Annotated in this window: 28 protein-coding genes; 5 read left to right on the top strand and 23 right to left on the bottom strand. The window is 73.5% G+C overall.

Annotated features, from left to right (window positions below; translation table 11 throughout):
* Positions 1-31 precede the first annotated feature (31 nt).
* The 11 genes from ACZ6CZ_RS10730 to ACZ6CZ_RS10680 all read right to left on the bottom strand — a co-directional run bounded on the left by ACZ6CZ_RS10730 (position 32) and on the right by ACZ6CZ_RS10680 (position 12786).
* On the bottom strand, positions 32-700 hold the full coding sequence (locus ACZ6CZ_RS10730; RefSeq protein ID WP_469017725.1) for a flavodoxin family protein: 669 nt from the start codon (positions 698-700) through the stop codon (positions 32-34).
* A 119-nt stretch (positions 701-819) separates the two neighbouring features.
* The gene (locus tag ACZ6CZ_RS10725) at positions 820-2124 is read right to left on the bottom strand and encodes a TrpB-like pyridoxal phosphate-dependent enzyme (protein WP_469017723.1); all 1305 of its coding nucleotides are present in this window, start codon (positions 2122-2124) and stop codon (positions 820-822) included.
* A 60-nt stretch (positions 2125-2184) separates the two neighbouring features.
* On the bottom strand, positions 2185-3411 hold the full coding sequence (locus tag ACZ6CZ_RS10720) for an MFS transporter (protein WP_469017721.1): 1227 nt from the start codon (positions 3409-3411) through the stop codon (positions 2185-2187).
* Between the two features lie 2 nt (positions 3412-3413).
* On the bottom strand, positions 3414-4712 hold the full coding sequence (locus tag ACZ6CZ_RS10715; protein WP_469017719.1) for an ATP-grasp domain-containing protein: 1299 nt from the start codon (positions 4710-4712) through the stop codon (positions 3414-3416).
* Between the two features lie 32 nt (positions 4713-4744).
* Positions 4745-5521, bottom strand: a complete 777-nt coding sequence (locus tag ACZ6CZ_RS10710; RefSeq protein WP_469017716.1) for a B3/B4 domain-containing protein — start codon at positions 5519-5521, stop codon at positions 4745-4747.
* A 161-nt stretch (positions 5522-5682) separates the two neighbouring features.
* Entirely contained in the window at positions 5683-6903 is a 1221-nt protein-coding gene (locus ACZ6CZ_RS10705) for an MFS transporter (protein WP_469017714.1), read from the bottom strand.
* Positions 6903-8225: an amidohydrolase family protein gene (locus tag ACZ6CZ_RS10700; protein WP_469017712.1), complete on the bottom strand. Its 1323-nt coding sequence runs from the start codon at positions 8223-8225 to the stop codon at positions 6903-6905. Before ACZ6CZ_RS10700 ends, ACZ6CZ_RS10705 begins: the two co-directional genes overlap by 1 nt.
* Positions 8226-8243: 18 nt before the next feature.
* Positions 8244-8933, bottom strand: a complete 690-nt coding sequence (locus ACZ6CZ_RS10695; protein WP_469017709.1) for a hypothetical protein — start codon at positions 8931-8933, stop codon at positions 8244-8246.
* Positions 8917-10338, bottom strand: a complete 1422-nt coding sequence (locus ACZ6CZ_RS10690; protein ID WP_469017707.1) for a phenylacetate--CoA ligase family protein — start codon at positions 10336-10338, stop codon at positions 8917-8919. The genes ACZ6CZ_RS10695 and ACZ6CZ_RS10690 overlap by 17 nt, the downstream gene beginning before the upstream one ends.
* Before the next feature lie 394 nt (positions 10339-10732).
* Positions 10733-11320: an anthranilate synthase component II gene (locus ACZ6CZ_RS10685; RefSeq protein ID WP_469017705.1), complete on the bottom strand. Its 588-nt coding sequence runs from the start codon at positions 11318-11320 to the stop codon at positions 10733-10735.
* Positions 11317-12786: an anthranilate synthase component I family protein gene (locus ACZ6CZ_RS10680; RefSeq protein ID WP_469017702.1), complete on the bottom strand. Its 1470-nt coding sequence runs from the start codon at positions 12784-12786 to the stop codon at positions 11317-11319. Before ACZ6CZ_RS10680 ends, ACZ6CZ_RS10685 begins: the two co-directional genes overlap by 4 nt.
* 334 nt (positions 12787-13120) lie before the next feature.
* On the opposite strand from ACZ6CZ_RS10680, the gene pdxR reads away from it, so the two are divergent.
* From pdxR to ACZ6CZ_RS10665, 3 genes are all read left to right on the top strand, one after another.
* On the top strand, positions 13121-14560 hold the full coding sequence (pdxR, locus tag ACZ6CZ_RS10675) for a MocR-like pyridoxine biosynthesis transcription factor PdxR (RefSeq protein WP_469017700.1): 1440 nt from the start codon (positions 13121-13123) through the stop codon (positions 14558-14560).
* A 90-nt stretch (positions 14561-14650) separates the two neighbouring features.
* Positions 14651-15028 (top strand): DUF2795 domain-containing protein, encoded by a 378-nt coding sequence (locus ACZ6CZ_RS10670; protein ID WP_469017698.1) that lies wholly within the window; start codon positions 14651-14653, stop codon positions 15026-15028.
* Between the two features lie 107 nt (positions 15029-15135).
* Positions 15136-15681: a type 1 glutamine amidotransferase domain-containing protein gene (locus tag ACZ6CZ_RS10665; RefSeq protein ID WP_469017695.1), complete on the top strand. Its 546-nt coding sequence runs from the start codon at positions 15136-15138 to the stop codon at positions 15679-15681.
* A 63-nt stretch (positions 15682-15744) separates the two neighbouring features.
* Here the strand turns inward: ACZ6CZ_RS10665 and ACZ6CZ_RS10660 are convergent, their stop codons facing one another.
* The 3 genes from ACZ6CZ_RS10660 to ACZ6CZ_RS10650 form a co-directional block, all read right to left on the bottom strand.
* Positions 15745-16032: a DUF6158 family protein gene (locus ACZ6CZ_RS10660; RefSeq protein WP_469017693.1), complete on the bottom strand. Its 288-nt coding sequence runs from the start codon at positions 16030-16032 to the stop codon at positions 15745-15747.
* Positions 16033-16119: 87 nt separating this feature from the next.
* On the bottom strand, positions 16120-17739 hold the full coding sequence (locus ACZ6CZ_RS10655; RefSeq protein WP_469017691.1) for an ABC-F family ATP-binding cassette domain-containing protein: 1620 nt from the start codon (positions 17737-17739) through the stop codon (positions 16120-16122).
* A 108-nt stretch (positions 17740-17847) separates the two neighbouring features.
* Positions 17848-18594, bottom strand: a complete 747-nt coding sequence (locus ACZ6CZ_RS10650) for a histidine phosphatase family protein (protein ID WP_469017689.1) — start codon at positions 18592-18594, stop codon at positions 17848-17850.
* 72 nt (positions 18595-18666) lie between these two features.
* On the opposite strand from ACZ6CZ_RS10650, the gene ACZ6CZ_RS10645 reads away from it, so the two are divergent.
* Both ACZ6CZ_RS10645 and ACZ6CZ_RS10640 read left to right on the top strand, forming a co-directional pair.
* On the top strand, positions 18667-20160 hold the full coding sequence (locus ACZ6CZ_RS10645) for a phosphatase PAP2 family protein (protein WP_469017687.1): 1494 nt from the start codon (positions 18667-18669) through the stop codon (positions 20158-20160).
* Between the two features lie 199 nt (positions 20161-20359).
* Positions 20360-21181 (top strand): class I SAM-dependent methyltransferase, encoded by an 822-nt coding sequence (locus tag ACZ6CZ_RS10640; protein WP_469017684.1) that lies wholly within the window; start codon positions 20360-20362, stop codon positions 21179-21181.
* Positions 21182-21226: 45 nt separating this feature from the next.
* Here ACZ6CZ_RS10640 and ACZ6CZ_RS10635 read toward each other — a convergent pair whose 3' ends face one another.
* From ACZ6CZ_RS10635 to ACZ6CZ_RS10595, 9 genes are read right to left on the bottom strand one after another with little or no spacing between them, the layout of a single operon-like run.
* Positions 21227-21508: a gas vesicle protein K gene (locus ACZ6CZ_RS10635; RefSeq protein WP_469017682.1), complete on the bottom strand. Its 282-nt coding sequence runs from the start codon at positions 21506-21508 to the stop codon at positions 21227-21229.
* On the bottom strand, positions 21505-21735 hold the full coding sequence (locus ACZ6CZ_RS10630) for a gas vesicle protein (RefSeq protein WP_469017680.1): 231 nt from the start codon (positions 21733-21735) through the stop codon (positions 21505-21507). Before ACZ6CZ_RS10630 ends, ACZ6CZ_RS10635 begins: the two co-directional genes overlap by 4 nt.
* Positions 21732-22508 carry a GvpL/GvpF family gas vesicle protein gene (locus ACZ6CZ_RS10625; RefSeq protein ID WP_469017678.1) on the bottom strand — a complete coding sequence of 259 codons (777 nt, stop codon included), beginning with the start codon at positions 22506-22508 and terminating at the stop codon, positions 21732-21734. Before ACZ6CZ_RS10625 ends, ACZ6CZ_RS10630 begins: the two co-directional genes overlap by 4 nt.
* The gene (locus ACZ6CZ_RS10620) at positions 22505-22843 is read right to left on the bottom strand and encodes a gas vesicle protein (protein WP_469017675.1); all 339 of its coding nucleotides are present in this window, start codon (positions 22841-22843) and stop codon (positions 22505-22507) included. The genes ACZ6CZ_RS10625 and ACZ6CZ_RS10620 overlap by 4 nt, the downstream gene beginning before the upstream one ends.
* Positions 22840-24090: an SRPBCC family protein gene (locus ACZ6CZ_RS10615; protein ID WP_469017673.1), complete on the bottom strand. Its 1251-nt coding sequence runs from the start codon at positions 24088-24090 to the stop codon at positions 22840-22842. The genes ACZ6CZ_RS10620 and ACZ6CZ_RS10615 overlap by 4 nt, the downstream gene beginning before the upstream one ends.
* Entirely contained in the window at positions 24087-24812 is a 726-nt protein-coding gene (locus ACZ6CZ_RS10610; protein WP_469017671.1) for a DNA primase, read from the bottom strand. The genes ACZ6CZ_RS10615 and ACZ6CZ_RS10610 overlap by 4 nt, the downstream gene beginning before the upstream one ends.
* Positions 24809-25072: a gas vesicle protein GvpG gene (locus ACZ6CZ_RS10605; RefSeq protein WP_469017668.1), complete on the bottom strand. Its 264-nt coding sequence runs from the start codon at positions 25070-25072 to the stop codon at positions 24809-24811. The genes ACZ6CZ_RS10610 and ACZ6CZ_RS10605 overlap by 4 nt, the downstream gene beginning before the upstream one ends.
* Before the next feature lie 28 nt (positions 25073-25100).
* Entirely contained in the window at positions 25101-25871 is a 771-nt protein-coding gene (locus ACZ6CZ_RS10600; RefSeq protein WP_469017666.1) for a GvpL/GvpF family gas vesicle protein, read from the bottom strand.
* Positions 25868-26296 (bottom strand): gas vesicle structural protein GvpA, encoded by a 429-nt coding sequence (locus tag ACZ6CZ_RS10595; protein ID WP_469017664.1) that lies wholly within the window; start codon positions 26294-26296, stop codon positions 25868-25870. The genes ACZ6CZ_RS10600 and ACZ6CZ_RS10595 overlap by 4 nt, the downstream gene beginning before the upstream one ends.
* Between the last annotated feature and the right edge of the window lie 88 nt (positions 26297-26384).

Below are 26384 nucleotides of genomic sequence, written 5' to 3'. Positions count from 1 at the left end.
GTGCGGGGCCGTGCGGGGCGGTGGGGCGCCGTCAGGCGGGGCGCTGGGCGGTGTCGACGAGGTGCGGCCGTCCCCGGGCGACGCGCTCGTTCCGGTCGTCGAGCGGCAGCGCGGGCTCTCCGGTGGCCGCCTGGTGGCGGCGCAGCAGCAGGGCCATGTCGACCATCCGGTGGGCCATGCGCTCCAGGGCGTCCACGCCTTCGGGGTCGTTGAGGCCCGGCTCCTTCGAGGTGTTGCGCAGCAGGGCCGGGAAGCCGCTGCCCACCAGGATCATCCGGTTGAGCAGCAGGTTGTCGACGAGCTGGTTGTGCACGGAGGCGTCGCTGTAGCGGCGGGCCGTGACGATGATGCCGCCGACCTTGTTGGCGAGCGGCCGTTCGAAGCGCAGATAGCCGACGCCCGCCCGCTCGATGAAGATCTGCATGAGGTGGGCGAGGCCGAAGCCGTGCACCGGTACGGCGTAGATGATGCCGTCGGCCTGCCGCATCCGGTCGATGATGGCGGGCATGTCGTCGGGCAGTGCGCACGGGAGCGTGCGGTTGTTGCAGTCGCCGCACGGGCTGCACGGCGCGATGCGGTGTTCGCGCAGGTACACGGCCTGGAACTCCGCGCCGCGTGCCCGTACCAGTTCTCCCGCGTACTGGAGCGCCAGGTCGGTGTTTCCACCGGCCCGCTCGGATCCGGAGATGCCGAGGATCACGGGCCGGTCCCCCCGTATGTGTCCTGGTGTTCCCTGTGCTGTGAGCAAGATTTCCCCCTGTTGTGATCACCGGCGGGGTGGGTTTCCCTCCGTCCCACCCCGCCCGCGGTGTGCTCGTCTCAGTCGGTCAGCTTGCCGCCGAAGTAGTCGATGTAGGCCTGCATGTCGAAGTGGCCGTGGCCGGAGAGGGAGAACAGGATGGTCTTCGCCTCGCCGGTCTCCTTGCAGGCGAGCGCCTCGTCGATGGCGACGCGCACCGCGTGCGTGGACTCCGGGGCGGGCACGATGCCCTCGTTGCGGGCGAAGGTGACGCCGGCCTCGAAGCACGCGGTCTGCGGCACCGCGCGCGCCTCCAGGTAGTCGAACTCCTTCAGCTGGCTGATGATCGGGGACATGCCGTGGTAGCGCAGGCCGCCCGCGTGGATGCTCGGCGGCACGAAGTCGTGGCCGAGGGTGTGCATCTTGGTCAGCGGCGTCATCCCCGCGGTGTCGCCGAAGTCGTAGTCGAAGCGGCCCTCGGTCAGGGTGGGGCACGACGAGGGTTCGACGGCGATGGCCCGCACCGAGCGGCCGCCGCGCAGCTGCTCGCCGAGGAACGGCAGGGCCAGGCCGCCGAAGTTGGAGCCTCCGCCGGCCGCGCCGATCACGATGTCCGGGTAGTCCTCGGCCAGCTCCATCTGGAGCTGCGCCTCCTTGCCGATGATCGTCTGGTGCATCAGCACGTGGTTGAGCACTGAGCCGAGCGCGTACTTGGCGGTGCCGCCGCTGGTGACCGCGGCCTCCACCGCCTCGGAGATGGCGAGGCCGAGGCTGCCGGGCGAGTCGGGGTCGGCGGCGAGGGCGGCGCGGCCCGCCTCGGTGCGCTCGCTCGGGCTGGCGGTGACACTGGCGCCGAAGGTCTCCATCAGGCCGCGGCGGTAGGGCTTCTGCCGGTAGCTCACCTTGACCATGTAGACCTCGCAGACGAGGCCGAAGTAACGGCAGGCCAGGGACAGGGAGCTGCCCCACTGCCCGGCGCCGGTCTCCGTGGTGAGCCGCTCCACGCCGGCCTGCTTGTTGTAGTAGGCCTGCGGGATGGCGGTGTTGGGCTTGTGACTGCCGGCCGGGCTGACGCCCTCGTTCTTGAAGTAGATGCGGGCCGGGGTGTCCAGGGCCTTCTCCAGGCGGTGCGCCCTGACCAGGGGGCTGGGCCGCCACTGCCGGTAGATGTCCAGCACGGCGCCGGGGATGTCGGTCTCGCGCTCGGTGGAGAACTCCTGGGCTATGAGTTCCGCGGGGAACAGCGGCGCCAGGTCGTCGGGGGTGAGCGGCTGCCGGGTGGCGGGGTGCAGCATCGGGTCGAGCGGCTTGGGCAGGTCGGCCACCACGTTGTACCAGGTGGTGGGGAGCTGGTCCTCGTCGAGCAGGAACTTGGTGCGGGCCATGGATACTTCCCTGTGATCGTCGGTGCGTCGGGTCGGGTGGTCGTGGGTGCCGGGCGGGCGTCAGGGGACGGCCGCGGCCTCGGCGGGTGCGGGCGGGGCGGTGGCGGCCGCGGGCCGGGTCGGCAGTACGGCGTAGGCGGCCATGCCGATGAGCGGTGCCGCCAGCAGGGTGAGGAAGACGGGCCGGTGTCCGTGGGCGGTCCACAGGGCGCCGAGTCCCGCGGGGACCGCGAGCCGGGCGAGGCCCAGGACGAAGCCGTTGAGGGCCATGAAGCTGCCGACCCTGCGCTCGTCGACGTGGTCGGCCACGTAGGTGGGTACGACCACCGAGACGATGATCTCGCCGAGCGTCCAGATCACCGTGGACAGCAGGATCGCCGGCAGCGAGAAGGCGACGACGATGACGGCCAGGCCCAGTGCCCAGAGCGCTCCGCTGATCAGCAGCAGCGGTCTGGTGCCGTGGCCACGCATGCGCTTCTCCATGAGCAGGCCCAGGCCCACGACGACGACGCTGTTGATGGTGTAGACGGCGCCGACCAGTCCCGCGGAGTCGTGCAGGGTGGTGGTGACGGCCAGCGGCAGCGCGTACTCGAGGCCGATCAGCGGCACCACGTAGAAGAAGGACACCAGCACCAGGAGCAGCACGTGGCGGTGGCCCAGCGGCCCCCTGCGCGCCCTGCCCGCGCGGCTCCCGGCGCGGCTTCCGGCGCGGCCGGGGCGGTCGCGCGGCACCCAGAGGGCGATCAGCGCGGCGCACACCAGGCCGGCGAGGATGTTGCCCGCGAACATGACCTGGTAGGAGTAGGCCGCCGCGAGGCCCCCCAGCAGCGGGCCGATGCCCATGCCGAGGTTGTTGCCGACGTAGCTCACCGTGTAGGCGAACGGCCGCTGCTCGGGTTCGGTCAGGTCGGCGACCAGGGTGTTGGACGCCGGCCCGAACATGCCCATGCCGACCAGGGCGACGAACAGCAGTCCGGCGTACGTCCACGCGGGCCCGTGCAGCACGGCGAGGCCGAGGTAGCCCGCGGCGTTCAGCAGCAGCGCGGTGAGCAGGGCGGTGCGCCGGTCGCGCAGGTCGCACAGCGGTCCGCTGAGCAGGCTGCCCACGAGCAGGCCGGTGCTGCCGACGGAGATCAGCAGGCCGGCCTCGCCGGGGCTGAGGTCCTTGCCGCGCACCAGGTAGACGGCGAGCAGCGGGAAGACGAACATGCCCGCGCGGTTGATGAAGGAGGCGAGGAACAGCACCCGCAGCGCGAGCGGGAGCTGCCGCAGCCGGGTCAGCCACATGGCTACGCCTGCCCGGCCGCGGCGGCCGGGGCTGCCGCTGCGGACTCGGCGGGTGCTGCGGACCCGGCGGGTTCGGCGGGTGCGGTGGCCGGCACCGTCTCCACGCGGAAGGCGTCCCGCACGGTCTTGAAGCGGGCCCGTACGTCCTCGAAGTCGGCGCCCTCGCACACGTACCAGCCCAGGACGTCGTTGGAGGCGGTCGGCGGGGCCAGGACGTCGCCGACCCGCTTCCACACGTCCGCGTCCAGGACGCCGTCCAGCGCCATCAGGTCGGCCGGGCCGGTGATGGCGGTGATGCGTCCGTAGCGGTCCGAGGTCAGGTACTCGGTGCCGATCTCGGGGCCCAGCCGGGCCTCGGTGCGGTGCTCCGGGTCGAGTTCCAGACGGCACCACTCACCCGCGAGGTTGATCCCGCGTCCGGCCTCGATCGCCGGGACGATGGAGCCGCCGCCGGCGCGCGCGCCCGCCTCGCCGAAGACCACGTCGCCGTCGTCGAGCAGGAAGAACTCGGCGTGGACCACGCCGGTGCCGAGGCCGAAGCCGCGCAGCACCACCGAGTTCAGCTCCAGGACGCGGCGCTCGCCCGGGGTCAGGTCGTGCTTGCGGGAGATGGTGCCGCCGGGCTCGTTGCGGTACTCGAGGACGGAGTAGGTGTAGCGGGAGAGCTGGGCGAAGACGGGATCGCCGTCCCGGAAGAGCGAGTCGACGTGGTACTCGGTGCCGCGGATGAACTCCTCGACCCGGTACTCGTGCCGGTCGTCGCCCATCTCGGCCCAGACGCGCTCCAGTTCGGCGGGGCCGTCCACCCGGTAGGTGTGGCCGCAGGCCCAGCCCGCGTACGGCTTGACGACGATCGGGTAGCCCACCTCGGCGGCGAACTCGGTCACCGCGCCGAGGGTGTCCGGGCGGCAGGACCGGGCGACCCGCACGCCCAGTTCCTCGGCCCGGCGGTGCATCACGTTCTTGTCGCGGAAGTTGAGCGCCTGGTCCGGGGTGAGACCGGGGATGCCGTGGTCGCGGCGGGCGCGGCTGGCGGGCAGCACGTCGCCCTCGAACAGCGGGAAGATGCGCTCGACGTGGTGCTCGGCGACGATCCCGTCGACGGCGGCGCGCACGGCCACCGGGTCGTCGAGGTCGGCGTGGTACTGGGCCAGGCCCTCGGCCTCGGGTGCCTGCCATCCGGCGGGCAGCAGCACCACGGTGTCCACGCCGAGGTCGGCGGCGGCCGTCACGACGCTGCGGAACTGGGCGGCGTAGCGTCCGGCGGCGGGCCGGTAGACCACCAGGATCGAACGGTTCATGTCCTGCTCCTCATCCATGGGTCGGGGCCGGCTCAGCGGACCGGTGCGGCCGACGGGGCGGTGAACAGCTCCACCCGGGCGGTGTCGCCGTCGAGGACCCGGGGCGGCTGCGGCTCGGCCCCGAGGCCGCGCAGCGCCTCCGTGAGCAGCCCGAGGGTCCGCTCCACCTCGTCCCGGCCGCCCTCGTGCGCCGACTCGACGGTGAGCAGCAGCCGGCGTCGTCCGAGGTCCGTCCTGACCACGTCGCCCTGCCGCCAGTTCCAGCGCCGCGAGTGCGCGCGGTCCCGGGCGTCGGCGTAGACGACCTCGCCGGGCTCGGGGTGCTCGGGGGCGTCGGGGGCGCCGAGCGGCAGGAAGGTCTCGCCGCCGTGGGCGAGCCGCACGGTCAGCTCCTCCTCGATGTCGCCCACGTCGCAGGAGGCGACGGGCAGCCGGCTCTCCAGGGAGGCGGCGTTGCACAGGTCGACCAGGGAGTTGATGCGCGGCAGCCGGTCGCCCTTGGCCACCCTGCGCAGCACCGACTCGGCGGCGCACGGGTACCGGTTGGGGTTCACGCCCGTCTCGAGGTAGGCGTTGCGCCAGGCGGCGATGGAGGGCAGGGCGGAGACGTCCGCCTTGGAGAGCCCCGCGCCGTGCAGGGCGTCCTCCGCGGCGGTGAGCCGGTCCGCCACCCCGGGGGCGTCCGCGACGACGTCGATGTCCGGTACGGCGATCAGACCGAGGACGTAGTCGGGCACGCGGTGCCGCAGTCGCGCGTCGACGCCGACGGCGAGGGGGCGGGGACCCGGGTGGAGGCGGTCGCTGTCCATGGGTGAGTGGTCCTTCGTTCGCGGGGGGTGTGGCGGCCGCCGAGTCGGTTCGGGGGGCCGGGCCGTTGCTGACGGGTCGACAGTAGGAAGCGGGCAGGGGTCCGGCGGTGGCCAATTGCGGGGCAATGCGTGAGGCCACTTGCCGGTCCCCGCACCGGAGGTCAGCCGGGTTCGCCCGCCGGTACCGGCGACGGCGGCGCGTCGGCGCGCGGCCGGGGGTCCCGTATCCGCGTCCCGATCACGGCCGTCAGGAGTCCGGCCGCCGCCAGCGCGGCCCCGGCCTGGCCCAGCCGGTCGAGCCCGTGGACCCCGCCGTGGGCCAGGACCCGGCCGCCGATGAAGCCGCCCAAGGAGATGCCGGCGAAGGTGGCCGACGAGTTCAGGGAGAGCAGCAGCGGTCCGGACGCCGGTGCGATCGCGAACAGCCGGTGCTGCTGGGGCGGCTGGGTCGCCATCGCGGTGACCCCCCAGGCCGCCATCGCCGCGGTGGCGCCGCCCAGGGAGTCCCGGCTCAGTGGCAGCGTGGCGAGGACGGCGGCGAGACCGGCGACCGACACCAGCAGCACCGGGGCGGGTCCCCAGCGGTCGGTGGCGCGGCCGCCGGCGAGCGTGCCGCAGACCGCGAAGGCGCCGAAGACGAGCAGCAGCAGCGCGAGGGTCGTGCCGTCGCCGTCGGTCGCCGGGGCGAGGACCGCGCCGATGTAGGTCAGCGCGAGGTAGCCGCCCGTCATGAACGCCAGCGTGGTCAGCACGGTGCACAGCACCCGGGGGTCCCGCACCGGTGCGAGGCGCGCCGCGAGCCCCGGGGCGGCGGGCAGCCGCACCGCGGGCAGCCCGCCGGCCACGGCGGCGGCGCACACCGCGCCGAGCCCGGCCAGCAGCCAGAAGGTGGCGGCCCAGCCCAGGTCGGCGGCGAGCCAGGTGCCGAACGGCACTCCGGCCAGGGTCGCCGCCGACAGCCCGCCCAGCACCACGGCCATGGCCCTCCCCCGGCGTTCCGGGGCGGCCAGGGCGGCGGCGGAGGCGGAGGCGGCCGGGACGTAGAGGGCGGCGCCCGCCGCCGTCAGGACGCGTGCCGCGAGGAGCGCGCCGAGGCCCGGGGCGAGGGCGGAGGCCACGTTGCCGAGCGCGAACACGCTCAGCGAGACGACGAGGACGGCGCGGCGCTCCAGGCGTCCGGTGAGCGCTCCGAGCACGGGCGCGAGGACGGCGTAGGTGAGGGCGAAGAGGGTGCTCACCCAGCCGGCGTCGGCCAGGCCGGTGCCGAGGTCGCGGGCGACCTCGGGCAGCACTCCGGCCACCACGAAGGTGTCGGTGCCGATGGCGAACGCGCCCACGGCGAGCACCGGTGTCACGGGGAGGCGGGCGGGGGACTCGGACATCACAGGGCTCCCGCGGGCGCCGCCGCGCCGTCGGTGGCCCCGTGCCGTCCGGGGCCGGTCCGGAAGGGTTCGGTGCTGCCCGCGACGGGGACGCCGCCGAGCAGCACCAGTTCGATGCCGCCCGGGCGGCTCAGCACGGAGATGTCCTCGGCCGGGTCGTCGCCGGTCACCACCAGGTCGGCCAGGCGTCCGGCCCGCACCGTGCCCGCGTCGTCGCCGCGTCCCGCGAGCCGGGCCCCGTTGGCGGTGGCCCAGGTCAGCACGGTGGGCGCCGGGATGCCCGCCATCGTGACGTACAGCTCGAGCTCCTTGGCGTAGGTGCCGTGCGGGGTCCAGGCGAAGCCGAAGTCGTCGCCCGCGACGACCGGGATGCCCAGCTCCACCATGATCGGCAGGATGCGCAGGGTGTTGGCCACCTCGGCCTCGAACTCCAGCGTCTCCAGATACTCCGTGGTCTTGCCGTGCTGCGTCCCGGTGGTCAGCAGCTTGTGCGGCTGGTAGAGGCTCGGCACGACGAAGATGCCGCGCTCGGCGATCGCGTGCAGCGCCTCGTCGTCGGCGTAGGTGGCGTGGTCGATGACGTCGACGCCGGCCGCGATGGCGTTGCGGATGCCCTGCAGGCCCCGGGAGTGGGCGCGGACCCGGGCTCCGTGCTCGTGCGCGGTGCGGGCCGCGATCACCAGCTCCTCGGCGGTGAAGAGGAGTTCGTGCGAGCGTCCGTTGGGGAAGGTGTCGTCGCCCGAGGAGAACACCTTGACGATCTCCGCGCCCTGCGCGATCTCCCCGGCGACGTAACTCGCCATCTCCTCCGGGGTGTCCGCGAGGCGCATCAGGTCGCTCGGGATCCGCTTCTTCACCTCGGGGTTGCGGCGCTCGGGCGGTCCGGACACCATCAGGTCCCGGCTGCACGGGGTGATCCGGGGCCCGCGCAGCTCGCCGGCGTCGACGGCGCGGCGCAGTGCCATGTCGATGCCGGCGACCGAACCGGCGCCCACGAAGGCGGTGTAGCCGAGGCCCAGCAGGTTGCGGGCGTTGCGGGCGGCGGCGAGGGTGACCTCGGGGACCGAGTGCTTGAACAGCATCTCCCGTCCGTCGAGGACGTTCAGGTAGGCGATGTGGGTGTGGCCGAGGGTCATGCCGGGCATGACCGTGCGCCCGTCGAGGTCGAGCACGTCGATGCCGGGTGCGTGCAGCGGGGCGAGCCCCTCCGGCAGTACCGCTTCGATGCGGTCGCCGCCGAGCAGCACGCTGTGCCGCGGCAGGGAGGGCCGGCCCAGGCCCTCCTGGACCGTGGCGCGGTGGAGCAGGGTCTTGCGTGACACGTCGAATCTCTCCTGTGATCAGGGTTGCTGGTCGGCGGCGGAGGGTTCCCCGGGCTCCCGCGCGTGGTCGAAGAGCGTCCAGAGGATCTCCGCGCCGGGGCGGGACGCCACCCAGCGCAGTCCGTGTGTGCGCACTCCGGGGGCGTTGGTCACCGCGAGCTGGGCGCCGCCGCCGGCGACGATGCCGGCGGCGTGCTGGGTGGAGGAGGCGTCCACCCAGTCGACGTCCCGGCCACGCAGGCCCGGCGGGACCACCTCGGCGTAGATGCGCCGCACCTCCCACATGGCGGCGACGGACACCGGCCCGTCGCCGGGCGGGAACCGGCCGCTCGTGGCGGCGATGCCGTACTCCGGGGTGGCGCGCGGGAAGAAGGCGCGCAGGCGCAGGTCCCGGTGCCAGTGGAAGCGGGTGAGGCCCGCGTAGGCGCTCGGTACGAGGGCGAAGTCGACGCGGCGGCGCACCAGGTGGTCCAGGACGTCGTCGAAGGTGTCGAACAGCTCCACGCGCAGGCCGTGTTCGGCCGCGAGGTACCGGGCGACCAGGTCGCTGGAGGTCCCGGCGGGGCCGAGCGTGCCGAGCAGTGAGCCGGGGCGCGCCGCCCACCGGTCGGACAGTTCGCTCCAGCGCGCGGCGTACTCGCTGGTCAGGGTGCGGGGCAGCGGCGCCGCCCGGGTGGGGCCGGCCGCCAGGTCAGTTCGCATAGCCACGGTTCGCCGCCATCCGCTGGGCCACCGAGGTCTCGTGGTCGGCCGCGGTGCGCCGGTCGACCACGCGGGCGGCCTTCCAGCTCACGAACGCGCCGGTGCTGACGATCGGGTCGAGTCCGTCGCTGAGTTCGACGGTGACGGGCACCCCGAGCGCGTCGGCCGTCCGGGCGCGTACCGCGCCGGCCAGCTCCCCGGGGTCGGCGACCAGGCCGGAGAGCAGCTCCAGGCGCACGGTGAGCCGGTCCTGCCCGGCGGTGTCCTGTTCGATGACCACCTGGTAGCCGGCCGACCCGGTGACGCCCGTCATCACGGCCGTCTCGATCTGGCCGGCCGTGAACCGGCGTCCGCCGAGGTCGATGCGGTCCAGGGTGCGCCCGACGATGCGGACGAGGTCGCCGGGCAGCTCGCAGTCGCAGTCGGACTCCGTCACGTCGACGACGTCGCCGGTGCGGTAGCGGACCAGCGGTTTCACCCCGTCCATCAGCATGGTCACGGTCAGTTCGCCGGTGCCGCGCGGGCCGCCGGACTCACCGGTCTCGGGGTCGACGACCTCGACGATGTAGTTGGTCTGGGACAGGTGCATCCGCTTGTTGCGGCAGGCGGTGGCGACGACGAAGGCCTCCTGGGAGCCGTAGAGGATGTTGTAGACGTCGGCGCCCCAGACCGTCTCCAGGTTGTGGGCGAGCGCGGGGGTGCACATCTCGCCGGTGACGAAGAGGAGCTTGACCGCGAAGTCGCGCCGCAGGTCGTAGCCGTAGTGTTCGGCGGCCTTGGCGAGGGTGAGGGCGACGCCGGGCGTGCAGCAGATGACCTCGAGTTCGAGGTCCTTCATCAGCTGAAGCGCCTTCTGGAAGCCGATGACCGGGGAGTAGGGCCAGATCTTGGCATTCAGGGAGCCGGTGTTGCGGGCGACGTCGCCGAGCGTGTCGCCGAAGGAGTGCACTTCGGTGGGGCCCATCAGGCCGATGCGCGGGGCGTGCGCGCCGAAGTGGTGCCGGAAGATCGACGCCCACGACTCGGTGACGTGGGCGTTGCTGGCGACGATCTCCCGCCCGTCGCGCGGGCAGGGCGTGGCGCGGCCCGTGGTGCCGGTCGTCTCGTAGAAGAAGAGGGCCTCGGCGAGTGGCCGGCTCAGGACGTTCAGCATCTCCTCGCGCAGATGGGCCTTGGTGGTGAAGGGCAGCGCCGTCAGGTCGTCCGGGGTGACGGCGGACAGGTCGGCCTGTTTCAGGTGGCGTGCGTAGAACGGTGAGCCGGTGCTGACCTGCTCCAGGACCGCGGCCAGCTGCCGGCGGCGCCAGTCGTCGAGGGCCGCGGCGGGCAGGGTGCGGGCGTAGAAGGCGCGGTGCAGGTCGAGGTAGCGGGCGGCGAACTCGGCCGCGGGTCCGTGCGTGGGAAGCCACATGGGCGTCTGGTTCCTTCGTGCGTTCGACGGTGTGCGGTGCGCGGGCGTGCCGGGGCGCGCCGGGGTGGCCCGGGTCGCGCGGAGGCGTGGCGGAGCACCGCCGTGGTGGGCGGCCGTGCGGTGGGCCGGGACAGGCGGGGCGTGCACGGCGGTGGGCGTGCGGCGGGCCGGGCGGGCGCGCACGGTGATGGGCGTGCGGTGGGCCGGAGGGCGCGGCGGGACGGTGGTCGTGCCGCGGGATCGGGGCGCCCCGGGGCGCCGGGCCGGGTGCGGGCCCGCGGGATACGGCGACGTGGTGGACCCGTGCGGGAGGAGCCCTGGCGTCGGCGGCAGGGCGTGGGCGCGGGTGTGAGGTGCCGTCGCCGCGCCGGCGGCGGTAGGAGCCCGCGGAGGGTTACCGCAGGGCGGTGGCGGGTGCGGCGGCCCGGGCCAGGAAGTTGCCGAACAGCCGCATCCCGTCCTGGGTCATGACGCTCTCCGGGTGGAACTGGACCCCTTCGACGTCCAGGGCCTCGTGGCGTACGCCCATCACGCAGCCGTCGTCCGTGGACGTGGCCGTGACCACGAGCGGCGCGGCCGGGTCCTTGATCACCAGGGAGTGGTAGCGGGTGGCCGTCAGGGGGCGCGGGGCGCCGGCGAAGACGCCCTGCCCGTCGTGATCTACGGGGCTGGTCTTGCCGTGCATCAGCCGCTCGGCGACGGCGATCCGCGCCCCGTAGGCGAGGCCGATGGCCTGGTGCCCCAGGCACACCCCGAGCAGCGGGACGCGTCCGGCGAAGGCGTGCACCAGCTCGACGTGGCCGGAGTCCGCCGGGTGCCCGGGCCCGGGGCCGAGGACCACCGCGTCGGGTGCGGAGGCCACCAGCGCCTCCACCGGGCGGGTGCGTGAGCGCACCACGTCGGTGTGCGCGCCGAGGCTGAGCAGGTACTGGTCGATGATGTGGCTGAAGCTGTCGTACGCGTCCACCAGCAGGACCCTCATGCGAGCAGCTCCTCACCGGTCAGCGCCCAGTACGTGGCGCTCATCTTGGCCAGCGTCTCGCGCCATTCGGCGGCCGGCTCCGAGTCCGCGACCACCCCCGCCGACGCCTGCGTGCTGTAGCGGACACCGTCGTGGACGGCCGTGCGGATGCACAGCGCCAGGACGGCGAACCCGCGCACGTCGACGAGGCCGAGGGCGCCGGCGTAGATGCCGCGCGGCTCCTCCTCCAGGTCGTTGATGATCTCCATGGCGCGCAGCTTCGGCGCGCCGGTCATGGTGCCCGCGGGGAAGGTGGCGCAGATCGACGCCCAGACGTCGAGGCCGTCGCGGACCCGCCCGGAGACGGTCGACACCAGGTGGTGGACGTACGCGAAGGGTTCCACCTCCATCATCGTGTCGACGCGCAGCGTGTCCGGCACGCACACCCGCCCGATGTCGTTGCGGCACAGGTCGACCAGCATGACGTGCTCGGCCCGCTCCTTGGCACTGGCGCGCAGCCCGGCGACCCGGCGGGCGTCCTCGGCGGGATCGGCGGCCCGGGGTGTGGTGCCCGCGATGGGCCGCATGGAGATGTCGCCGTCCTTGATGCGCACGAACAGCTCGGGGCTGGCCCCGATGACCGTGCGGCCCGCCCAGGGCACCAGGTACATGTACGGCGACGGGTTGCGGTGGCCCAGCCGCCGGTACACCTGAAGGGGCGTCAGGTCGGTCTCCACGTCGATGCGGTGGCCGATCTGGATCTGGTAGCTGTCCCCGACCCCGATGTGTTCCAGGCACCGCTCGGCCCGGCGGACGAACGTCTCCTCGTCCACCGTGCCGCGCACCGAGGCCGGCTCGGGCGCGTCCGGCACCGCCGCCCGCGCGGGACCCAGCGACCGGGCCCGGTCCAGAGCGGCCCGCAGGTCCGGGGCGGGGCCGCCGAGGTACGGTCCGTGGGCGGCGAGGTGGCGGGCCCCGCCGTCGCGCAGGTCGTACCAGACGGTGTCCTTGAACAGGGTGAGCGTGCAGCGGGGCAGGTCCGAGCCGGAGCGCTGGGCGGGCAGCTCCTCCATGGCCCAGGCGGCCTCGTAGGAGAGGGTGGTGAGGAACCCGAACGCGAAGGTCCCGGTGGGCACGTCGGTGTCGACGTCGAACACGCCCTGGGCCGCGCGCAGCACCCGCCAGACGGTGTCCGGACCGTCCAGCGGCCAGCTGCGGGTGGTGTCGGCGGTCCTCGGCGCGCGGGCGGCCGCGGCCGTGACCGCGGCGGCGAGCGCCTCGCCGAGGGCGCCGGGCGCGATGAGGTCCACGCGGTCGGCGTAGACCCGCAGTTCGGCCAGCCGGCCGCAGCCGACGGCCGCGAAGTGCCGGTCCTGGTCGGGGCCGTCGAGGCTCTCGAAGAGATAGATGTCACCCGCTGCCCGGGTGGCGGACAATTCCTGGTAGAGATTGAGGGCGTCGACGTGGGGAATGTCCTCCGCCGTCACCCGCACCGCGACTTCGGCCGTCCGCGGATCCCCTGCGGCCGCCCCCCGACCTGAATGGGCCATTCCGGAAGGCGGCGCCTGTGCGCCTGATGGGTGCGGCGACGCCGCAGCCGATTCCACCGAAACCAATGACACAACGCTTGCCTTTCGATCTCCATGACCGCAGGGGCGTCGAGGAATGGACCTCAAATGACCGCGGGCGTGCCTTCTCCGGGCACCGCGCCGCACACCGCACGCTCCGGACCTCGTCGGCCGGATTCCCCCCTGCTGCACCAGCCGCCGGTGGTGACCGGCACCCGAATGCGCGTGCGAGACAACTCCATCAAATGTTTCAATGCCCCGGCCATACCACTTCGGCCCTTCAGGAGCAGACCACTTGTCGCGGCACATCGCCCTCACGGTGGACCGGAATTCGCGGCTCCCCCTGGCCCTGCAGATACGCGACTCCCTCCGCGCTTCAGTTGAGAACGGAACTTTGAAGCCGGGAATTCGTATCCCTTCCAGCCGTCAGCTCGCCGCCGACATCGGAGTTTCCCGCAGCGTCGTGGTCGAGGCCTACGACCAGCTGACGGCCGAGGGATATCTGACCGGCCGCCGGGGTTCGGGCACCTGCGTCACCGAGCGCGGCGGAGCCGGGGCGGCCGCCTCCGCCCGCGCTCCACTCGCCGAGGAACCGGCCCCCGAGGGCCTGTGGGACCTGCGCACCGGCACCTCCAACACCGCGGACTTCCCGCGCACGGAGTGGCTGCGCTGTGTGACCGCCGTGATCACCGAGGCCGCCCACCAGGAGTTCGGGTACGCCCCGCCGGCCGGTGTCGCCCACGCCCGGCACGTCCTGACCGGATACCTGGGCCGGGTCCGCGGGGTGCGCAACCGGCCCGAGGACCTGATGATCACCTCCGGCTTCGCCCAGGGGCTGGCGCTGCTGTGCCGGGTCCTGCTCGACCGGGGGCACACCACCCTGGCCGTCGAGGACCCCGGCCATCCCGGGGAACGCGAGTTCATCGCCACCTCGGGGCTGCGGCCCGTCGGCGTCCCCGTCGACGAGGAGGGACTCGACGTGGCGGCCCTCGCGGCCTGCGGCGCGCGGGCGGTGCTGGTCACTCCCGCCAACCAGTTCCCGACCGGCGTACGGCTGAGCCCGCACCGCCGCGAGCAGCTCATCGCCTGGGCCCGCGAAACCGGCGGTCACGTGCTGGAGGACGACTTCGACAGCGGCCTGCTGGACCTCGCCGACCGGCTGCCCGCGCTGCAGAGCCTCGCACCGGACCGCGTCGTCTACGCGGGCAGCGCCAGCAAGACGCTGGCCCCGGCGCTGCGGCTCGGCTGGCTGGTGGGCCCGCCGGAATTCATGGCCTCGGTCGACCATGTCCGCGCGGGCTGGGACATCGGCTGCTCCGGGTTCGAACAGCTCGCCTTCGCGCGGTTCATCGACACCGGTGCCTTCGACCGCCACCAGCGCAGGCTGCGCACCGAGTTCCGCCGTCGCCGGCGTACCGTGCACGCCCTGGTGCGCGCCCAGCTGCCGGGCGCCTGGCAGGTGGGCGCCGCCGCCGGTCTCCAGGCGTACGTCCGGCTGCCGCCGCACATCGACGAACAGGCCCTGGTCCGGGCCGCCCGCCGCCGCTCGGTCCTGCTGCGCGGCGGCCGCCACTACGCGGTGTCCGCCGCCGGGGGCCCGCCGGCCCTGGTCGTCAGCTACGCCACGGCGAACTGCGCGACCCTCTCCCGCAGCCTGGCCGAGGTGGGGGCGGCGTACCGGGAGCAACGCTGACGGCGAACCGCCGCATACCGGGCCGGGACCGCCGGTGTCGGCTCGCCGCACCCGGGTACGCGGAGCGGACCCGAGGATCTGGAGGGACACATGCAGCGAGGCAGCGACCGGCTGAGCGTCCACCGGGACGACGAGATGAAACACGAGCTGCAGGGCCTGCTCAGGTCCGGGCACCCCACGCACACCGAGGAGTGGAACGACCCGGAACCGACCGCCGAGGACGACCCCCAGGTGTGGGGCGGCCCGGTGACTCCCGGGCAGGCCGGCACGTCGATGGAGACGGTCCGGCTGGAGCTGGCCCGGATCCTGGGCCGCGGCCCCTTCCCGGCCGGGCCGGGCGAGCTGACCCGGGCCCTGCGCCGCAACCACGCGCCCGACGCGCTGACCGAGCCGGTGGCCCGGCTGCCGCAGGCGGCGCGCTACGACAACGTCCAGCAGCTGGCCGAGGCGCTGGTGGGCCGGGACTGACCGGGCCCGGGCCACCGCGACCGGCGGCCCGCGGCGACGGCACCGCAGACGAAGCACACGCGGGCCGGGGAGGCCCGCCACAACGCCCCGAAAGGAAGTTGATCACCTTGCGTATCGCATTCCTGGTGGCGCCCGAGGGCGTCGAACAGGTCGAGCTGACCGAGCCGTGGAAGGCGGCTTCCGACGCCGGGCACGAACCGGTGCTGGTGTCGACCGAGCCCGGTGAGATCCAGGCCTTCGACCACCTCGACAAGGCGGACACCTTCCCCGTCGACGAGGTGGTGGGCGAGACGTCCGCGGGCTCCTTCGGCGGCCTGGTACTGCCGGGCGGAGTGGCCAACCCGGACTTCCTGCGGACGGACGAGAAGGCCGTCGCGTTCGTGAAGGAGTTCTTCGACCAGGGCCGGCCGGTCGCCGCGATCTGCCACGCCCCCTGGACGCTGGTCGAGGCGGACGTCCTGCGCGGCCGGGTGCTCACCTCCTGGCCCAGCCTGCGGACGGACATCCGCAACGCGGGCGGCACCTGGGTGGACGAGCAGGTCAAGATCTGCGACCACGGCTCCAACCAGCTGGTCACCAGCCGTAAGCCCGACGACCTGAAGGCCTTCTGCGACACGTTCCTGCACGTGTTCGCCGGCCAGGCCGCCTCGTAGCAACCGCACCGGCCCCCACGACGCCCGGTGGCGCGTGGGGGCCGACCGCGGTTCGGGGCCGGCTCAGGTCGCCGGGGTGCCCGGGGTGGTGTCCTCGCCGCTGCCGCGCTCCCGCGCGCCCTCGCGGGTGCGGGCGGCGCTGACCAGGCGGCGCGGATTGCGGCGCAGGTACTCGCCCTCCAGCTGGGCCATGCGCTCGTTGTGGGCGCGCAGGGCGTCGTTCGAGCCGTACAACAAGGTGTCGTGGCGCGTGCGGTGGATCGTCTCCAGCTCCTTCATGAGCTGCTGGTCGTCCAGCCGGCCGGGGTCGACCCCGGTCGCCGTGGTGCCCCGCTCGTCGTGTGCGTTCATGCGGTACGAGTACCCCGCCCGGCGCGGACGTCCCCGGGCAGTCGCCCCGAGGACGCCGCGGGCCCGCCGGCGGCCCGGTGCGTGCGGCTACCGGGCCCGCTCCACCCGCCGCTCGTCCCAGACCGGCTCCGGCGTCTCGCGGACCCGGCCGTCGCTGCCGAAGACCAGGTAGCGGTCGAAGGCGCGCGCGAACCAGCGGTCATGGGTGACCGCGAGGACCGTCCCGTCGAAGGCCTCAAGACCCTCCTGGAGGGCTTCGGCCGACTCCAGGTCCAGGTTGTCCGTCGGCTCGTCCAGGAGCAGGACGGTGGAGCCGGCCAGCTCCAGCAGCAGGATCTGGAAGCGGGCCTGCTGGCCGCCGGAAAGCCGCTCGAAGGCCTGCTCGGCCTGGCCGGTGAGTTCGTAGCGGCGCAGCCGGGACATCGCCGCGCCCCGGTCCTGGGCGTGGTTCTTCCACAGGATGTCCAGCAGGGTGCGGCCGCGCAGCTCCGGGTGGGCGTGGGTCTGCGCGAAGTGGCCCGGCACGACCCGGGCGCCGAGCTTCCACGTCCCCGAGTGCGCGACCTCCTCGCCCGCGAGCAGGCGCAGGAAGTGCGACTTGCCGGAGCCGTTGGAGCCGAGGACCGCGACCCGTTCGCCGTAGAAGACCTCCAGGTCGAAGGGTTTCATCAGGCCGGTCAGTTCCAGGGCCTCGCAGGTGACGGCCCGCACCCCGGTGCGGCCGCCCTTCAGCCGCATGGTGATGTCCTGCTCCCGGGGCGGCTCCGGGGGCGGTCCCGCCTCCTCGAACTTGCGCAGCCGGGTCTGGGCGGCCTGGTAGCGGGAGGCCATCTCATGGCTGACCGCGGCGGCCTGCCGCAGGTTCAGCACCAGCTTCTTCAGCTGGGCGTGCTTCTCGTCCCAGCGGCGGCGCAGCTCCTCGAAGCGGGCGAAGCGCTCGCGGCGGGCCTCGTGGTAGGTGGCGAAGCCGCCGCCGTGCACCCAGGCGTCGGCGCCGGCCGGGCCGGGCTCGACGGAGACGATCTTCTCGGCGGCCCGGGAGAGCAGCTCCCGGTCGTGGGAGACGAACAGGACCGTCTTGCGGGTCTCCCGCAGCCGCTCCTCCAGCCAGCGCTTGCCGGGCACGTCGAGGTAGTTGTCCGGCTCGTCCAGCAGCAGCACCTCGTCGGTGCCGCGCAGCAGCGCCTCCAGCACCAGCCGCTTCTGCTCGCCGCCGGAGAGGGTGCGCACCTCGCGCCACTGGGCCCGCTCGTAGGGCATGCCGAGCGCGGCCGTGGTGCACATGTCCCACAGGGTCTCGGACTCGTAGCCGCGCACCTCCGCCCAGTCGGCCAGGGCCTGGGCGTACTGGAGCTGGGCGGCCTCGTCGTCCACGGTCATCAGGGCGTGCTCGGCGACGTCGACGGCCCGGGCGGCCGCGCGGATGCCGGGCGGTGCCACGGAGACCAGCAGGTCGCGCACGGTCGTCTCGTCCCGTACGGATCCCACGAACTGGCGCATCACCCCCAGCCCGCCGCTGACGGTGACCGTGCCGGCGTGCGGTTTCAGCTCGCCGGAGATCAGTCGCAGCAGGGTGGTCTTGCCCGCCCCGTTGGGGCCGACGAGGGCGACGACGGCGCCCTCGCCGACCCGGAAGGACACGTCCCCGAGCAGGGTCCTCCCGTCGGGGAGGTGATACTCCAGGTGCGCGGCTTCCAGATGTCCCATGGGGAGGCATTCTGGGCGGCGCCCCCGACCCGGGGCAAACCCATATCCGGCGGCCGGCCTCCGCGGGGGCGGGCGGTCACCGTCCGCGGCCGCGGGCGGCCGCCGCGGTCACCGGCCGGCGGCCTCCCCGCGCACCGGCCCGTCCACGTCCACCGGCGGCTCGCCCGGCGACGGCTCGTCCGCCCGGGGCCCGCCCGCCGACGGCCCGTTCGCCAGCGGCTCGCCGGCCGGGCCGCCCCCGCCCGCGGGCGTCACCGTGGCGCCCGCCCAGGACAGGGCCTTCCAGCCGTCCGCGGGCGAGCCCTCCAGGATCACCACGCCGGTGTTGTCCAACGGCCGGGAGGCGGCGAACGGCACGTCCACGTTGGCGGCGCGCGCGGCCGTCCACACCCGGATCGCGGCGCCGTGACTGATCATGACGACGGTCCCGGCACCGCTCGCGGCGGCCTCCGCGACCACCGCGTCGTACCGGGCCAGCGCCTCCGTGCCGCTCTCCCCGCCGGGCATCCGCAGCGCGGTGTCGCCGGCCGCCCACGCGAACACCGTCCGGATGTACACCTCACCCTGCGGGGAGTGGCCGGACGCCATCTCCAGGTCCCCCGCGGACAGCTCCCGGATGCCGTCGCGCACGCGCACCTCCAGGCCCCGGACGGCGGCCAGCGGCGCGGCCGTGAGCTGGGTGCGGACCAGGGTGGAGGCGTACAGCGCCTCGATGTCCTCACCGGCGAGGACCTCGGGCAGCGCGGCGGCCTGCCGCTCGCCGAGCGGGGTCAGACCGGGGCCGGGCGCGGCCGTGTCCAGCAGGTAGTCGACGTTGGTCGGAGTCTGGCCGTGGCGGACGAGCAGCAGACGCATCCGGGTGGTCCTCTCGGGTCGGTGGCACCGGGGGCACACAAGAAACGGCCGCTTCAGGGTAACTGCAAGGGCATGAGCCCAGACGTCGACCTGACCGCCCTGAAGCCCGGCCGGCACGCCCTGCGTGAGCGGCTGCTCGCCCTCGACTCCCGGCTGTTCGAGGTCGCCGCCGAACGGGACTGGCCCGCCGCCGGACCGGTGCTGCCCCGGCTGAGCCGCAGCGCCAACCACGGCGTGCTGTGGTTCGCCACCGCCGCCGCCCTGGCGGCCAGCCGCACCCCGCGGGCCCGCCGCGCGGCCGCCCGGGGACTGGCCTCCCTCACGCTGGCCTCCCTGACCGTCAACACCCTCGGCAAGCGCTCGGTGCGCCGCCCGCGCCCCCGGCTGGACCCGGTGCCGCTGGCCCGCCGGCTGAAGCGGCAGCCGATCACCACGTCGTTCCCGTCCGGGCACGCGGCGTCGGCGGCGGCCTTCGCGGCCGGCGTCGCCCTGGAGTCGCCGGCCTGGGGCGCGGTGGTGGCGCCGGTGGCGTTCTCCGTCGCCGCCTCCCGCGTCTACACGGGCGCGCACTTCCCGAGTGACGTGCTGGCGGGCGCGGCCCTCGGCGCGGGCGCCGCGTTCGCCGTACGGGCCCTGGTGCCCACGCGCAGCCAGGTCGCGCCGCCCGCGCGGCCGCGCACCTCCGCCCCGGCGCTGCCCGAGGGCGAGGGTCTCGTCGTGGTCGCCAACCGCGCCTCCGGCACCTCGGACCGGGTGCGCGCGCTGCACAACGCGCTGCCCGGGGCGGAGATCGTCGAGTGCGATCCCGAGGATGTCGGGGAGGAACTGGAGAAGGCCGCCGGGCGCGCGAAGGTGCTGGGGGTCTGCGGCGGCGACGGCACGGTGAACGCGGCGGCGTCGGTCGCCCTGCACCACGGCCTGCCGCTGGCGGTGCTGCCCGGCGGCACCCTCAACCACTTCGCCTACGACCTCGGCATCGAGGACGAGCGCGCCCTCGCCCGGGCCGTCCGGCAGGGCGAGGCGGTCCGGGTGGACGTCGGCCGGTTCGCCGCCGGCGGCCGGGACGGCGTCTTCCTCAACACCTTCAGCCTGGGCGTCTATCCGGAGCTGGTGCGGGAGCGGGAGCGCTGGTCGCCCCGGATCGGCGGCTGGCCCGCCGGGGTGCTCGGGGCGCTGCGCGTGCTGCGTGCGGACCGGCACCCCCTGGAGGTGGAGGTCGGCGGTGAGCGGCGGCCGATGTGGCTGCTGTTCGTCGGCAACGGCATGTACCGCCGGATGGGGCTGGCACCGGGCCGGCGCACCGACCTCGCCGACGGGCTGTTCGACGTGCGGGTGGTGCACGGCAGCCGCCGGCCGGCGCTGCGCCTGCTGTCCGCCGCGCTCGCCGGTCCGCTGACCCGCTCCCCCGCCCACGCGGCGGTGCAGGTGAACCGGCTGCGGCTGACCGGCGTCGCGCCGGGCACCCCGCTCGCCTTCGACGGCGAGGTCGTCGAGGTCGGCGGCGAGGTGCGCCTGGAGAAGCTGCCCGAGGCCCTGACGGTCTACCGCCCGCTGCCCGCGTCCTGACCTCCAGCCGGTCCCCGATCCCCACCGGCTCCCGCCCCACGAGAGTGCATGACGGCTCGTCAGATCCCGGCCGCCCCCGACCGGTTGTCCACATAGTAAAACGCGTATCTCACGATTCGATTCGCCCGCGTACGGTGAGGCGTACCGGACGGGGCTTCGGCCGCGCCGGGACGACGAGCGGACGAGAAGGGGCACAGCCATGCCGGAGGCGCGGGAAACGGCCGTCTACACGCACGGGCACCACGAGTCGGTGCTGCGCTCGCACACCTGGCGGACCGCCGCGAACTCCGCGGCCTATCTGCTCGGCTCGCTCAAGCCGCACATGAGGATCCTGGACATCGGCTGCGGTCCGGGCACCATCACCGCCGACCTGGCCGAGCTGGTCCCCGACGGCCGGGTCACCGGCGTCGACCACGCGGCCGGCGTGCTGGAACAGGCCCGGGCCACGGCGGCCGCCCGCGGGCTGGCGAACACCGACTTCCGGGTCGCCGACGTGCACGCGCTGGACTTCCCCGACGACACCTTCTGCGTGGTCCACGCCCACCAGGTGCTCCAGCACGTCGGCGACCCCGTCCAAGCGCTGCGGGAGATGCACCGGGTGACCCGGCCCGGCGGTTACATCGCCGTCCGCGACTCGGACTACTCGGCCATGACCTGGTACCCGTCCCTGCCGGGCCTGGACGACTGGCTGGAGCTGTACCTGCGGGTCGCCCGCGCCAACGGGGGCGAGCCGGACGCCGGGCGCCGGCTGAAGTCCTGGGCGCTGGCCACCGGGCTGTCGGACATCACCGCCACCTCCAGCACGTGGACCTTCTCCACCGCCGGGGAACGGCAGTGGTGGGGCGGGCTGTGGGCGGACCGCACCGTGGCCTCCGCCTACGCCGAGCGGGCCACGGAGGGCGGCCACACCACCCCCGAGGGGCTGCGGGCCGTCTCCCGGGCGTGGCGGGAGTGGAGCGCGGCCGAGGACGGCTGGTTCGCCGTGCTGCACGGGGAGATCCTCTGCCGCAAGAGCGCCTGAGCGGGCTCCGGGCTCCGGGCGGGCTCCGGGCTCCGAGCGGGACCGCTACTCCCGGGGGAGCAGCGGTCCCAGCGGGCCGAGGTCGAGGTTGAGGTCCTCGGGCCGCAGCCCGTAGCGGTCCCGCAGCTCGGCCATCCGGTCCTCCAGGAGCATCAGGGTGAGCCCGATGCGCTCCTCCTGCTCCTCGGTCAGCTCCCCGGTGTCGAACCGGCGCACCGCCTGGCGCTCCATGAGCTGGCGCAGCAGCTCCACCACCGTGAGCACCAGCTTGACCAGGTCGCGCTCGACGGTGTCGGGCTCGAGATCTAGGCGCTTGCGCTGCGTCATGCGGACTCCTCGCCGCGCGGTCCGCCGGAGGGCAGCCGCGCGGGCGGCAGCTCGAAGGGGGAGGGAACCTGTTCGTTGACCGAGCTGATCAACGCGTTGAGGTCGATGCGCACCAGGTCGACGTCCGCGATCCGCAAGGTGATGTCGCCGGTGATGACCACCCCGCCGGCCAGCAGCCGGTCGAGCAGGTCGACCAGCGCGATCTCACGGCGTTCGACTACGGTCACCGTTCCTCCCCCGAGAACGAATAGGCGGCCCACGGCCCGGTCAGTTCCACCCGGAGCCCGGGCTCCTCGTCCTTCGTGCGGTCCACGAGTTCCACGAACTCCTCGCTGTGGGCGCGCGGCACCAGGTAGGCCGCGTTGAGCACGTTCTGCCCCTCCGCGCCGGACAGCGCGGAGTTCTGCGGAGCGTGCAGCCGGGAGTCCTCGGCGTAGTGGGTCAGGCGCTCGTGCAGCGACTGCGCGAACTGCTCGGCGCGCTGCCACCGCTCCTCGTGCGCCCGGTTGCGCGAGCGCCGCTGGCGCAGGTAGTCCCGGCCGGTGGCCGGCTTCCCGGCGGACGCGGCATCGGCGCCGGTGGCGCCGGCCTGCTCGGCCGGGTCCCGTTCCACGTACACCTTCACGCCCCACTCCACCCGGCCCCAGAGCCGGTCGAGGATGCGCCGGAACTCGTCCTCCCGGGACTCGATCATGGTGCGCACCCCGCTGTCGTCCCGGAAGACGGTGGCCAGCCGGAGCGGCAGCGGGGTGGTGACGGTGGTGAGCGCGTCGATCACGCCCTGGTGGGCGCGGGCCGTCGCGGCCAGCCAGTCCAGGTCCTCCAGCCGGGCGCGCAGCGCCTCCTCGGCGAAGTCGGCCTCCGGGACCGTACTGACCACGGCGATCAGCCCGTGGTGGTGCAGCAGCTGCGGCGGAACGCCGGCGACCCCGGTGAGCTGGGACTGCAGGGCCGCGCCGAAGGGACGGCAGACGGCGTACACGTACCGCAGACCTGTCATGGTGCCTCCTCCGTCCGCGCGCGCCCCGACTCCAGCTCCTCGAGGCGCGCCAGGCGCTCACGCAGCTCGGCGTTCTCCCGAGCCAGTTCGTCCCGCCGGGCCCCGGAGGACAGGGCGGGGTCGGTCTCCCACCAGTCAATGCCCATCTCCTTGGCCTTGTCGACCGAGGCGACGATCAGCCGCAGCTTGATCGTGAGCAGTTCGATGTCGAGCAGGTTGATCCTGATGTCGCCCGCGATGACGACACCCTTGTCGAGCACGCGCTCCAGGATGTCCGCCAGGTTGGCTCCCCCGCCCTGTCCATAGGGCTCGGGGAACCGGCTGGGCACGGTCATCGACGGCTCCCGCTCTTGGCGCGCTCAGGCTCGGCTTCCTCTTCCTCTTCTTCCTCTTCGGGCTGCTCCTCGTCCTCGGGCTGCTCCTCGTCCTCGGGCTCCTCGTCGTACTCGGCCGACTCGTCCTCGGCGTAGGTGCCCTCCTCCTCGGCCTCCTCCTCGGGCTCGTCCTCGCCCTCGGCGTACTCGTCCTCGGCTTCCTCGGGGCCCTCCTCCTCGGCCTCGTCGTCCTCGTACGCGCCCTCGGCCTCGGCGTCCTCGTCCTCGGGCTCCTCGTCCTCGGACTCCTCGTCCTCGGCGACGGGACCCTCGCCCTCCTGGTCCTCCTGGTCCTCCTCGCCCTCCTGGTCCTCCTTCGCCTGTTCCTCCTCCTCGGCGACGGCGTCTTCGTGGCTGCGGACGACCTCGCCGTCGCGGATCTCACCGCGCCAGCCGTCCTCCGCCTCGCCCTTGAGGGTGATGAACCGCGCGAAGTTCTTCAGGTCCAGCCGGGCCCGGCGGCCCTGGGCCCGCCAGATGTTGCCGGTCTTCTCGAACAGACCCGTGGGGTAGTACTCCATGACCAGCAGGACCCGGGTGAGGTTCTCCCCCAGCTCGTGGAAGGAGACGACGCCCTTGGTGGTGCCCTTGGCGCCCTCGGAGGTCCACTGGATGCGGTAGTCCGGGATCTGCTCGGTGGTGTGCGCCTTCCAGCTGCGGCTGGACCAGAAGACCTTCGCCTGCCAGTCGGAGTGGGTGTCGTCGGCGCGGCTCGCGCTCTTGACGCCCTTGGCGAAGGAGGAGAAGTCCTTGTACTGCGTCCACTGGTCGTAGGCGTCACGCAGCGACACACCGACGTCGATGTGCTCCATGATCACGGTCGGCTTGGAGCCGGAGCCGCCCTTCTTGCGCCCGCCCTTGCCGCCGAGGTTCTTGAAGGCGCCCATGACTTTCTCCTTGGCGGACGAGGCACCCACCTCGAGCATGGACCGCACCGGGCCCTTGCCCTCGGCGAGCTTGCGTCCACCGTCGAGGGCGAGCTTGGCGAAGCCCGGGCTGTTCCCCTCGGCGATGTCGTTCAGCTTCCCGGTGGTCTCGCCGAGCTTGCGCCCGAAGCCGACCAGCAGCCGCTGTGCCTGCGCGGAGAGGTACTCCTGCGCCTCCGCCTTCAGGCGGTCGGCGGCCTCGCTGTGCGCGAGGTTGGTCAGCGGGTTGTCCTTGGCCGTGTCCGTGGCCTTGCCGGCCGCGTTCCCGAGGGTCTCGCTCATCGGTCGTCACCGCCCTTCGGCGTCCGGGACCGGGCGTCGCCCGCGGCCCGGCCGGCCGTGGCCGTCTTCTTCGCGGCCGTCTTGCGGGCGCCCTCGGTCTTCTTGGCCGCCACCTTCTTGGCCGGGGCCTTCTTCACGGCCTTCTTGGCGGGCGCCTTCTTGGCCGGCGCCTTCTGGGCCGCCTGCTTGCGGGGCCGCTGCTCCCGCCGGTCCTCGTCGTCGTCCGCCGACTCCGCCGGACCGCGGGACTCGTCGTCCTCGTCGGTCTCGTCGTCCTCGTCGGTGTCCTCGGCCCGGTCGGTCTGGTCGCGGTCGTCGTCCTCGTACGCGTCCTCGTCCTGGCCACGCGCCTCGTCGTCGTCCTGGTCGCGCGCCTCGTCGTCCTCCGAGCCGGAGCCCGGCACCACGTCGGCGAGCTGGTCGCGGACCTGGTTGGTCCGGCCCTGCAGCCGGTCGGCGAGCGCGCTCATCTGCCGCTCGACCATGGCGCCCGAGGCCGCCTTGCCGACGCCCCGCAGATCCTGGCGCAGCTGGTCGCCGATCTCCTTGAACTGCGGGTTGTTCTTGAGTTGCTGCTGCATGACGTCGGCCAGCATGCGCGGACTGAGGTTCAGTTTCTTGCCGGCCACCAGGGACCCGACCGCGAACGCCAGTTTCATCTTCTTGGTACGTCCGAGGACGTATCCGGCCCCTACGGCGAGGCCCAGTCCCATTCGGTTCATCGTGCCGTCCCGTTGCCTGTGGTGTCGCCGGAGCGCATCGCGATCTCCAGCCGGTCGAGCAGTTCGTCCTCTATCCGGTCGAACTCCTCCTCACTGATCTCGCCCGCCTCGAGCTGTTCCTCGAGGCGGGCCAGCTCGGCCCGTACGGTGGCGGGGTCGTAGTAGATCCGCTCCGCCTCGCGGAGTACCTGTCCGATGGCCCAGGCCCCGCCGCGCACCGGCGCGAACGGCAGCAGGAGCACCTCACTGATCAGTCCCACGACATCTCCTTCCCGACGGGCCCGTACGTCAGCCCGTCCCGGTGTCCGCGCCCGCCGCGGCGCCCGCGGGCTCGGCGGGGCCGGGCTCGACGAAGCTGTACGGCGGCAGGGGCCCGTTGACCCGCAGGTCGAGGTGGGCGTGGCTCTTGCGGATCTGCTCGACGACCGCCAGGAAGTCCTCGGCGGAGTCCCGGGCGACCAGGTAGGACACGTTCACCAGCCAGCCGGTGGACTGCGGACCCACGCTCGTGGCCGCGGCGGCCGGCTCCAGCAGCTCGCGCACGTCCTGGGCGTCCTCGGCCTCCTTGGCCTGGACGGCGGCGGCGACCATCTCACCGAGGCGGATCTTGTCGTCGTAGCTGCCGCCGCCCGCCTGGCGGTTCGCCTCGGCCAGGCCGCGCAGCTCCTGGTTCTCGGCCATCACGCGGTGCAGGACGGCCTCTTCGACGTGGCTCGCCTTGACGTTGTACTCGACCTTGCCGTCCAGCTCGCGAAGGCGTTCCTGGTAGTGAGCGGCGCGTTCGGCGAGCACGCCGGTGACGGCGCTGTCGTCGGGGGCGACGCTGCCGAAGCGCATCGGCAGCACACAGCCGCCCGCGCCGGCCTCCGCCAGTACGTTCTGGTGCGCGAGGAGATCCCTGCGCTTGGGGCGCAGGTCGTCGGGGGCGTCACTGACGATCGCGGCCAGTTCGCCCTCCGTGAGGACCCGCACGGGCATGGGCGGATCACCGACGCCGCCCATGCCCTCGGGGAGCGCCGGGTGCGACCCCGCGGTGATCGCGTAGACGTACGTGCTCACTCCTGCTCCTCCTTACGGCGCGCCGGGGCCTTGCGGGCCCGCGGTCGCGACTGGGTCTGCTCCGAGCCCTCCTCGCGCGCCTGCTTGAAGGCGTCGGAGACGGTCTGCGCGGCGCCGGACAGCGCGCCCTTCGACTTGCCGCGCGCGCCGGACTCGGTCATGTCGCCGACGATCTCGGGCAGCCCGGGGCTCTTGTTCGGGCCGGATTCCAGGTCGAGGCGGTTGCACGCCTCGGCGAACCGCAGATAGGTGTCGACGCTGGCCACGACCACGCGCACATCGATCTTGAGTATCTCGATACCCACCAGAGAGACCCGCACGAACGCGTCGATCACGAGCCCCCTGTCGAGGACCAGTTCAAGAACGTCGTAGAGGCCGCTGCTGCCGCCTCCACCGCCACTCTGCTGTGCCGGGACAACGGTCATGCCGGCCACTCCTCCTTCTGTCGTGCCTGCTGGTGCTGTTCCTGTCGGTGCTTGTGCTGTTGCCGTGTGTCCTGCCGGTGCGCGGCCG

It is taken from the genome of Streptomyces sp. NPDC041135 (assembly GCF_055592085.1).
This window is presented reverse-complemented; position numbering and strand designations above follow the sequence as displayed.

Excerpts from the sequence above, each read along its gene's own strand:
- ACZ6CZ_RS10725 (WP_469017723.1), bottom strand. The coding sequence starts at position 2,124 with ATGGCCCGCACCAAGTTCCTGCTCGACGAGGACCAGCTCCCCACCACC.
- ACZ6CZ_RS10720 (WP_469017721.1), bottom strand. The coding sequence starts at position 3,411 with ATGTGGCTGACCCGGCTGCGGCAGCTCCCGCTCGCGCTGCGGGTGCTG.
- ACZ6CZ_RS10715 (WP_469017719.1), bottom strand. The coding sequence starts at position 4,712 with ATGAACCGTTCGATCCTGGTGGTCTACCGGCCCGCCGCCGGACGCTAC.
- ACZ6CZ_RS10710 (WP_469017716.1), bottom strand. The coding sequence starts at position 5,521 with ATGGACAGCGACCGCCTCCACCCGGGTCCCCGCCCCCTCGCCGTCGGC.
- ACZ6CZ_RS10705 (WP_469017714.1), bottom strand. The coding sequence starts at position 6,903 with ATGTCCGAGTCCCCCGCCCGCCTCCCCGTGACACCGGTGCTCGCCGTG.
- ACZ6CZ_RS10690 (WP_469017707.1), bottom strand. The coding sequence starts at position 10,338 with ATGTGGCTTCCCACGCACGGACCCGCGGCCGAGTTCGCCGCCCGCTAC.
- ACZ6CZ_RS10685 (WP_469017705.1), bottom strand. The coding sequence starts at position 11,320 with ATGAGGGTCCTGCTGGTGGACGCGTACGACAGCTTCAGCCACATCATC.
- pdxR (WP_469017700.1), top strand. The coding sequence starts at position 13,121 with ATGCCCCGGCCATACCACTTCGGCCCTTCAGGAGCAGACCACTTGTCG.
- ACZ6CZ_RS10670 (WP_469017698.1), top strand. The coding sequence starts at position 14,651 with ATGCAGCGAGGCAGCGACCGGCTGAGCGTCCACCGGGACGACGAGATG.
- ACZ6CZ_RS10660 (WP_469017693.1), bottom strand. The coding sequence starts at position 16,032 with ATGAACGCACACGACGAGCGGGGCACCACGGCGACCGGGGTCGACCCC.
- ACZ6CZ_RS10655 (WP_469017691.1), bottom strand. The coding sequence starts at position 17,739 with ATGGGACATCTGGAAGCCGCGCACCTGGAGTATCACCTCCCCGACGGG.
- ACZ6CZ_RS10650 (WP_469017689.1), bottom strand. The coding sequence starts at position 18,594 with ATGCGTCTGCTGCTCGTCCGCCACGGCCAGACTCCGACCAACGTCGAC.
- ACZ6CZ_RS10645 (WP_469017687.1), top strand. The coding sequence starts at position 18,667 with ATGAGCCCAGACGTCGACCTGACCGCCCTGAAGCCCGGCCGGCACGCC.
- ACZ6CZ_RS10640 (WP_469017684.1), top strand. The coding sequence starts at position 20,360 with ATGCCGGAGGCGCGGGAAACGGCCGTCTACACGCACGGGCACCACGAG.
- ACZ6CZ_RS10635 (WP_469017682.1), bottom strand. The coding sequence starts at position 21,508 with ATGACGCAGCGCAAGCGCCTAGATCTCGAGCCCGACACCGTCGAGCGC.
- ACZ6CZ_RS10625 (WP_469017678.1), bottom strand. The coding sequence starts at position 22,508 with ATGACAGGTCTGCGGTACGTGTACGCCGTCTGCCGTCCCTTCGGCGCG.
- ACZ6CZ_RS10620 (WP_469017675.1), bottom strand. The coding sequence starts at position 22,843 with ATGACCGTGCCCAGCCGGTTCCCCGAGCCCTATGGACAGGGCGGGGGA.
- ACZ6CZ_RS10615 (WP_469017673.1), bottom strand. The coding sequence starts at position 24,090 with ATGAGCGAGACCCTCGGGAACGCGGCCGGCAAGGCCACGGACACGGCC.
- ACZ6CZ_RS10610 (WP_469017671.1), bottom strand. The coding sequence starts at position 24,812 with ATGAACCGAATGGGACTGGGCCTCGCCGTAGGGGCCGGATACGTCCTC.
- ACZ6CZ_RS10595 (WP_469017664.1), bottom strand. The coding sequence starts at position 26,296 with ATGACCGTTGTCCCGGCACAGCAGAGTGGCGGTGGAGGCGGCAGCAGC.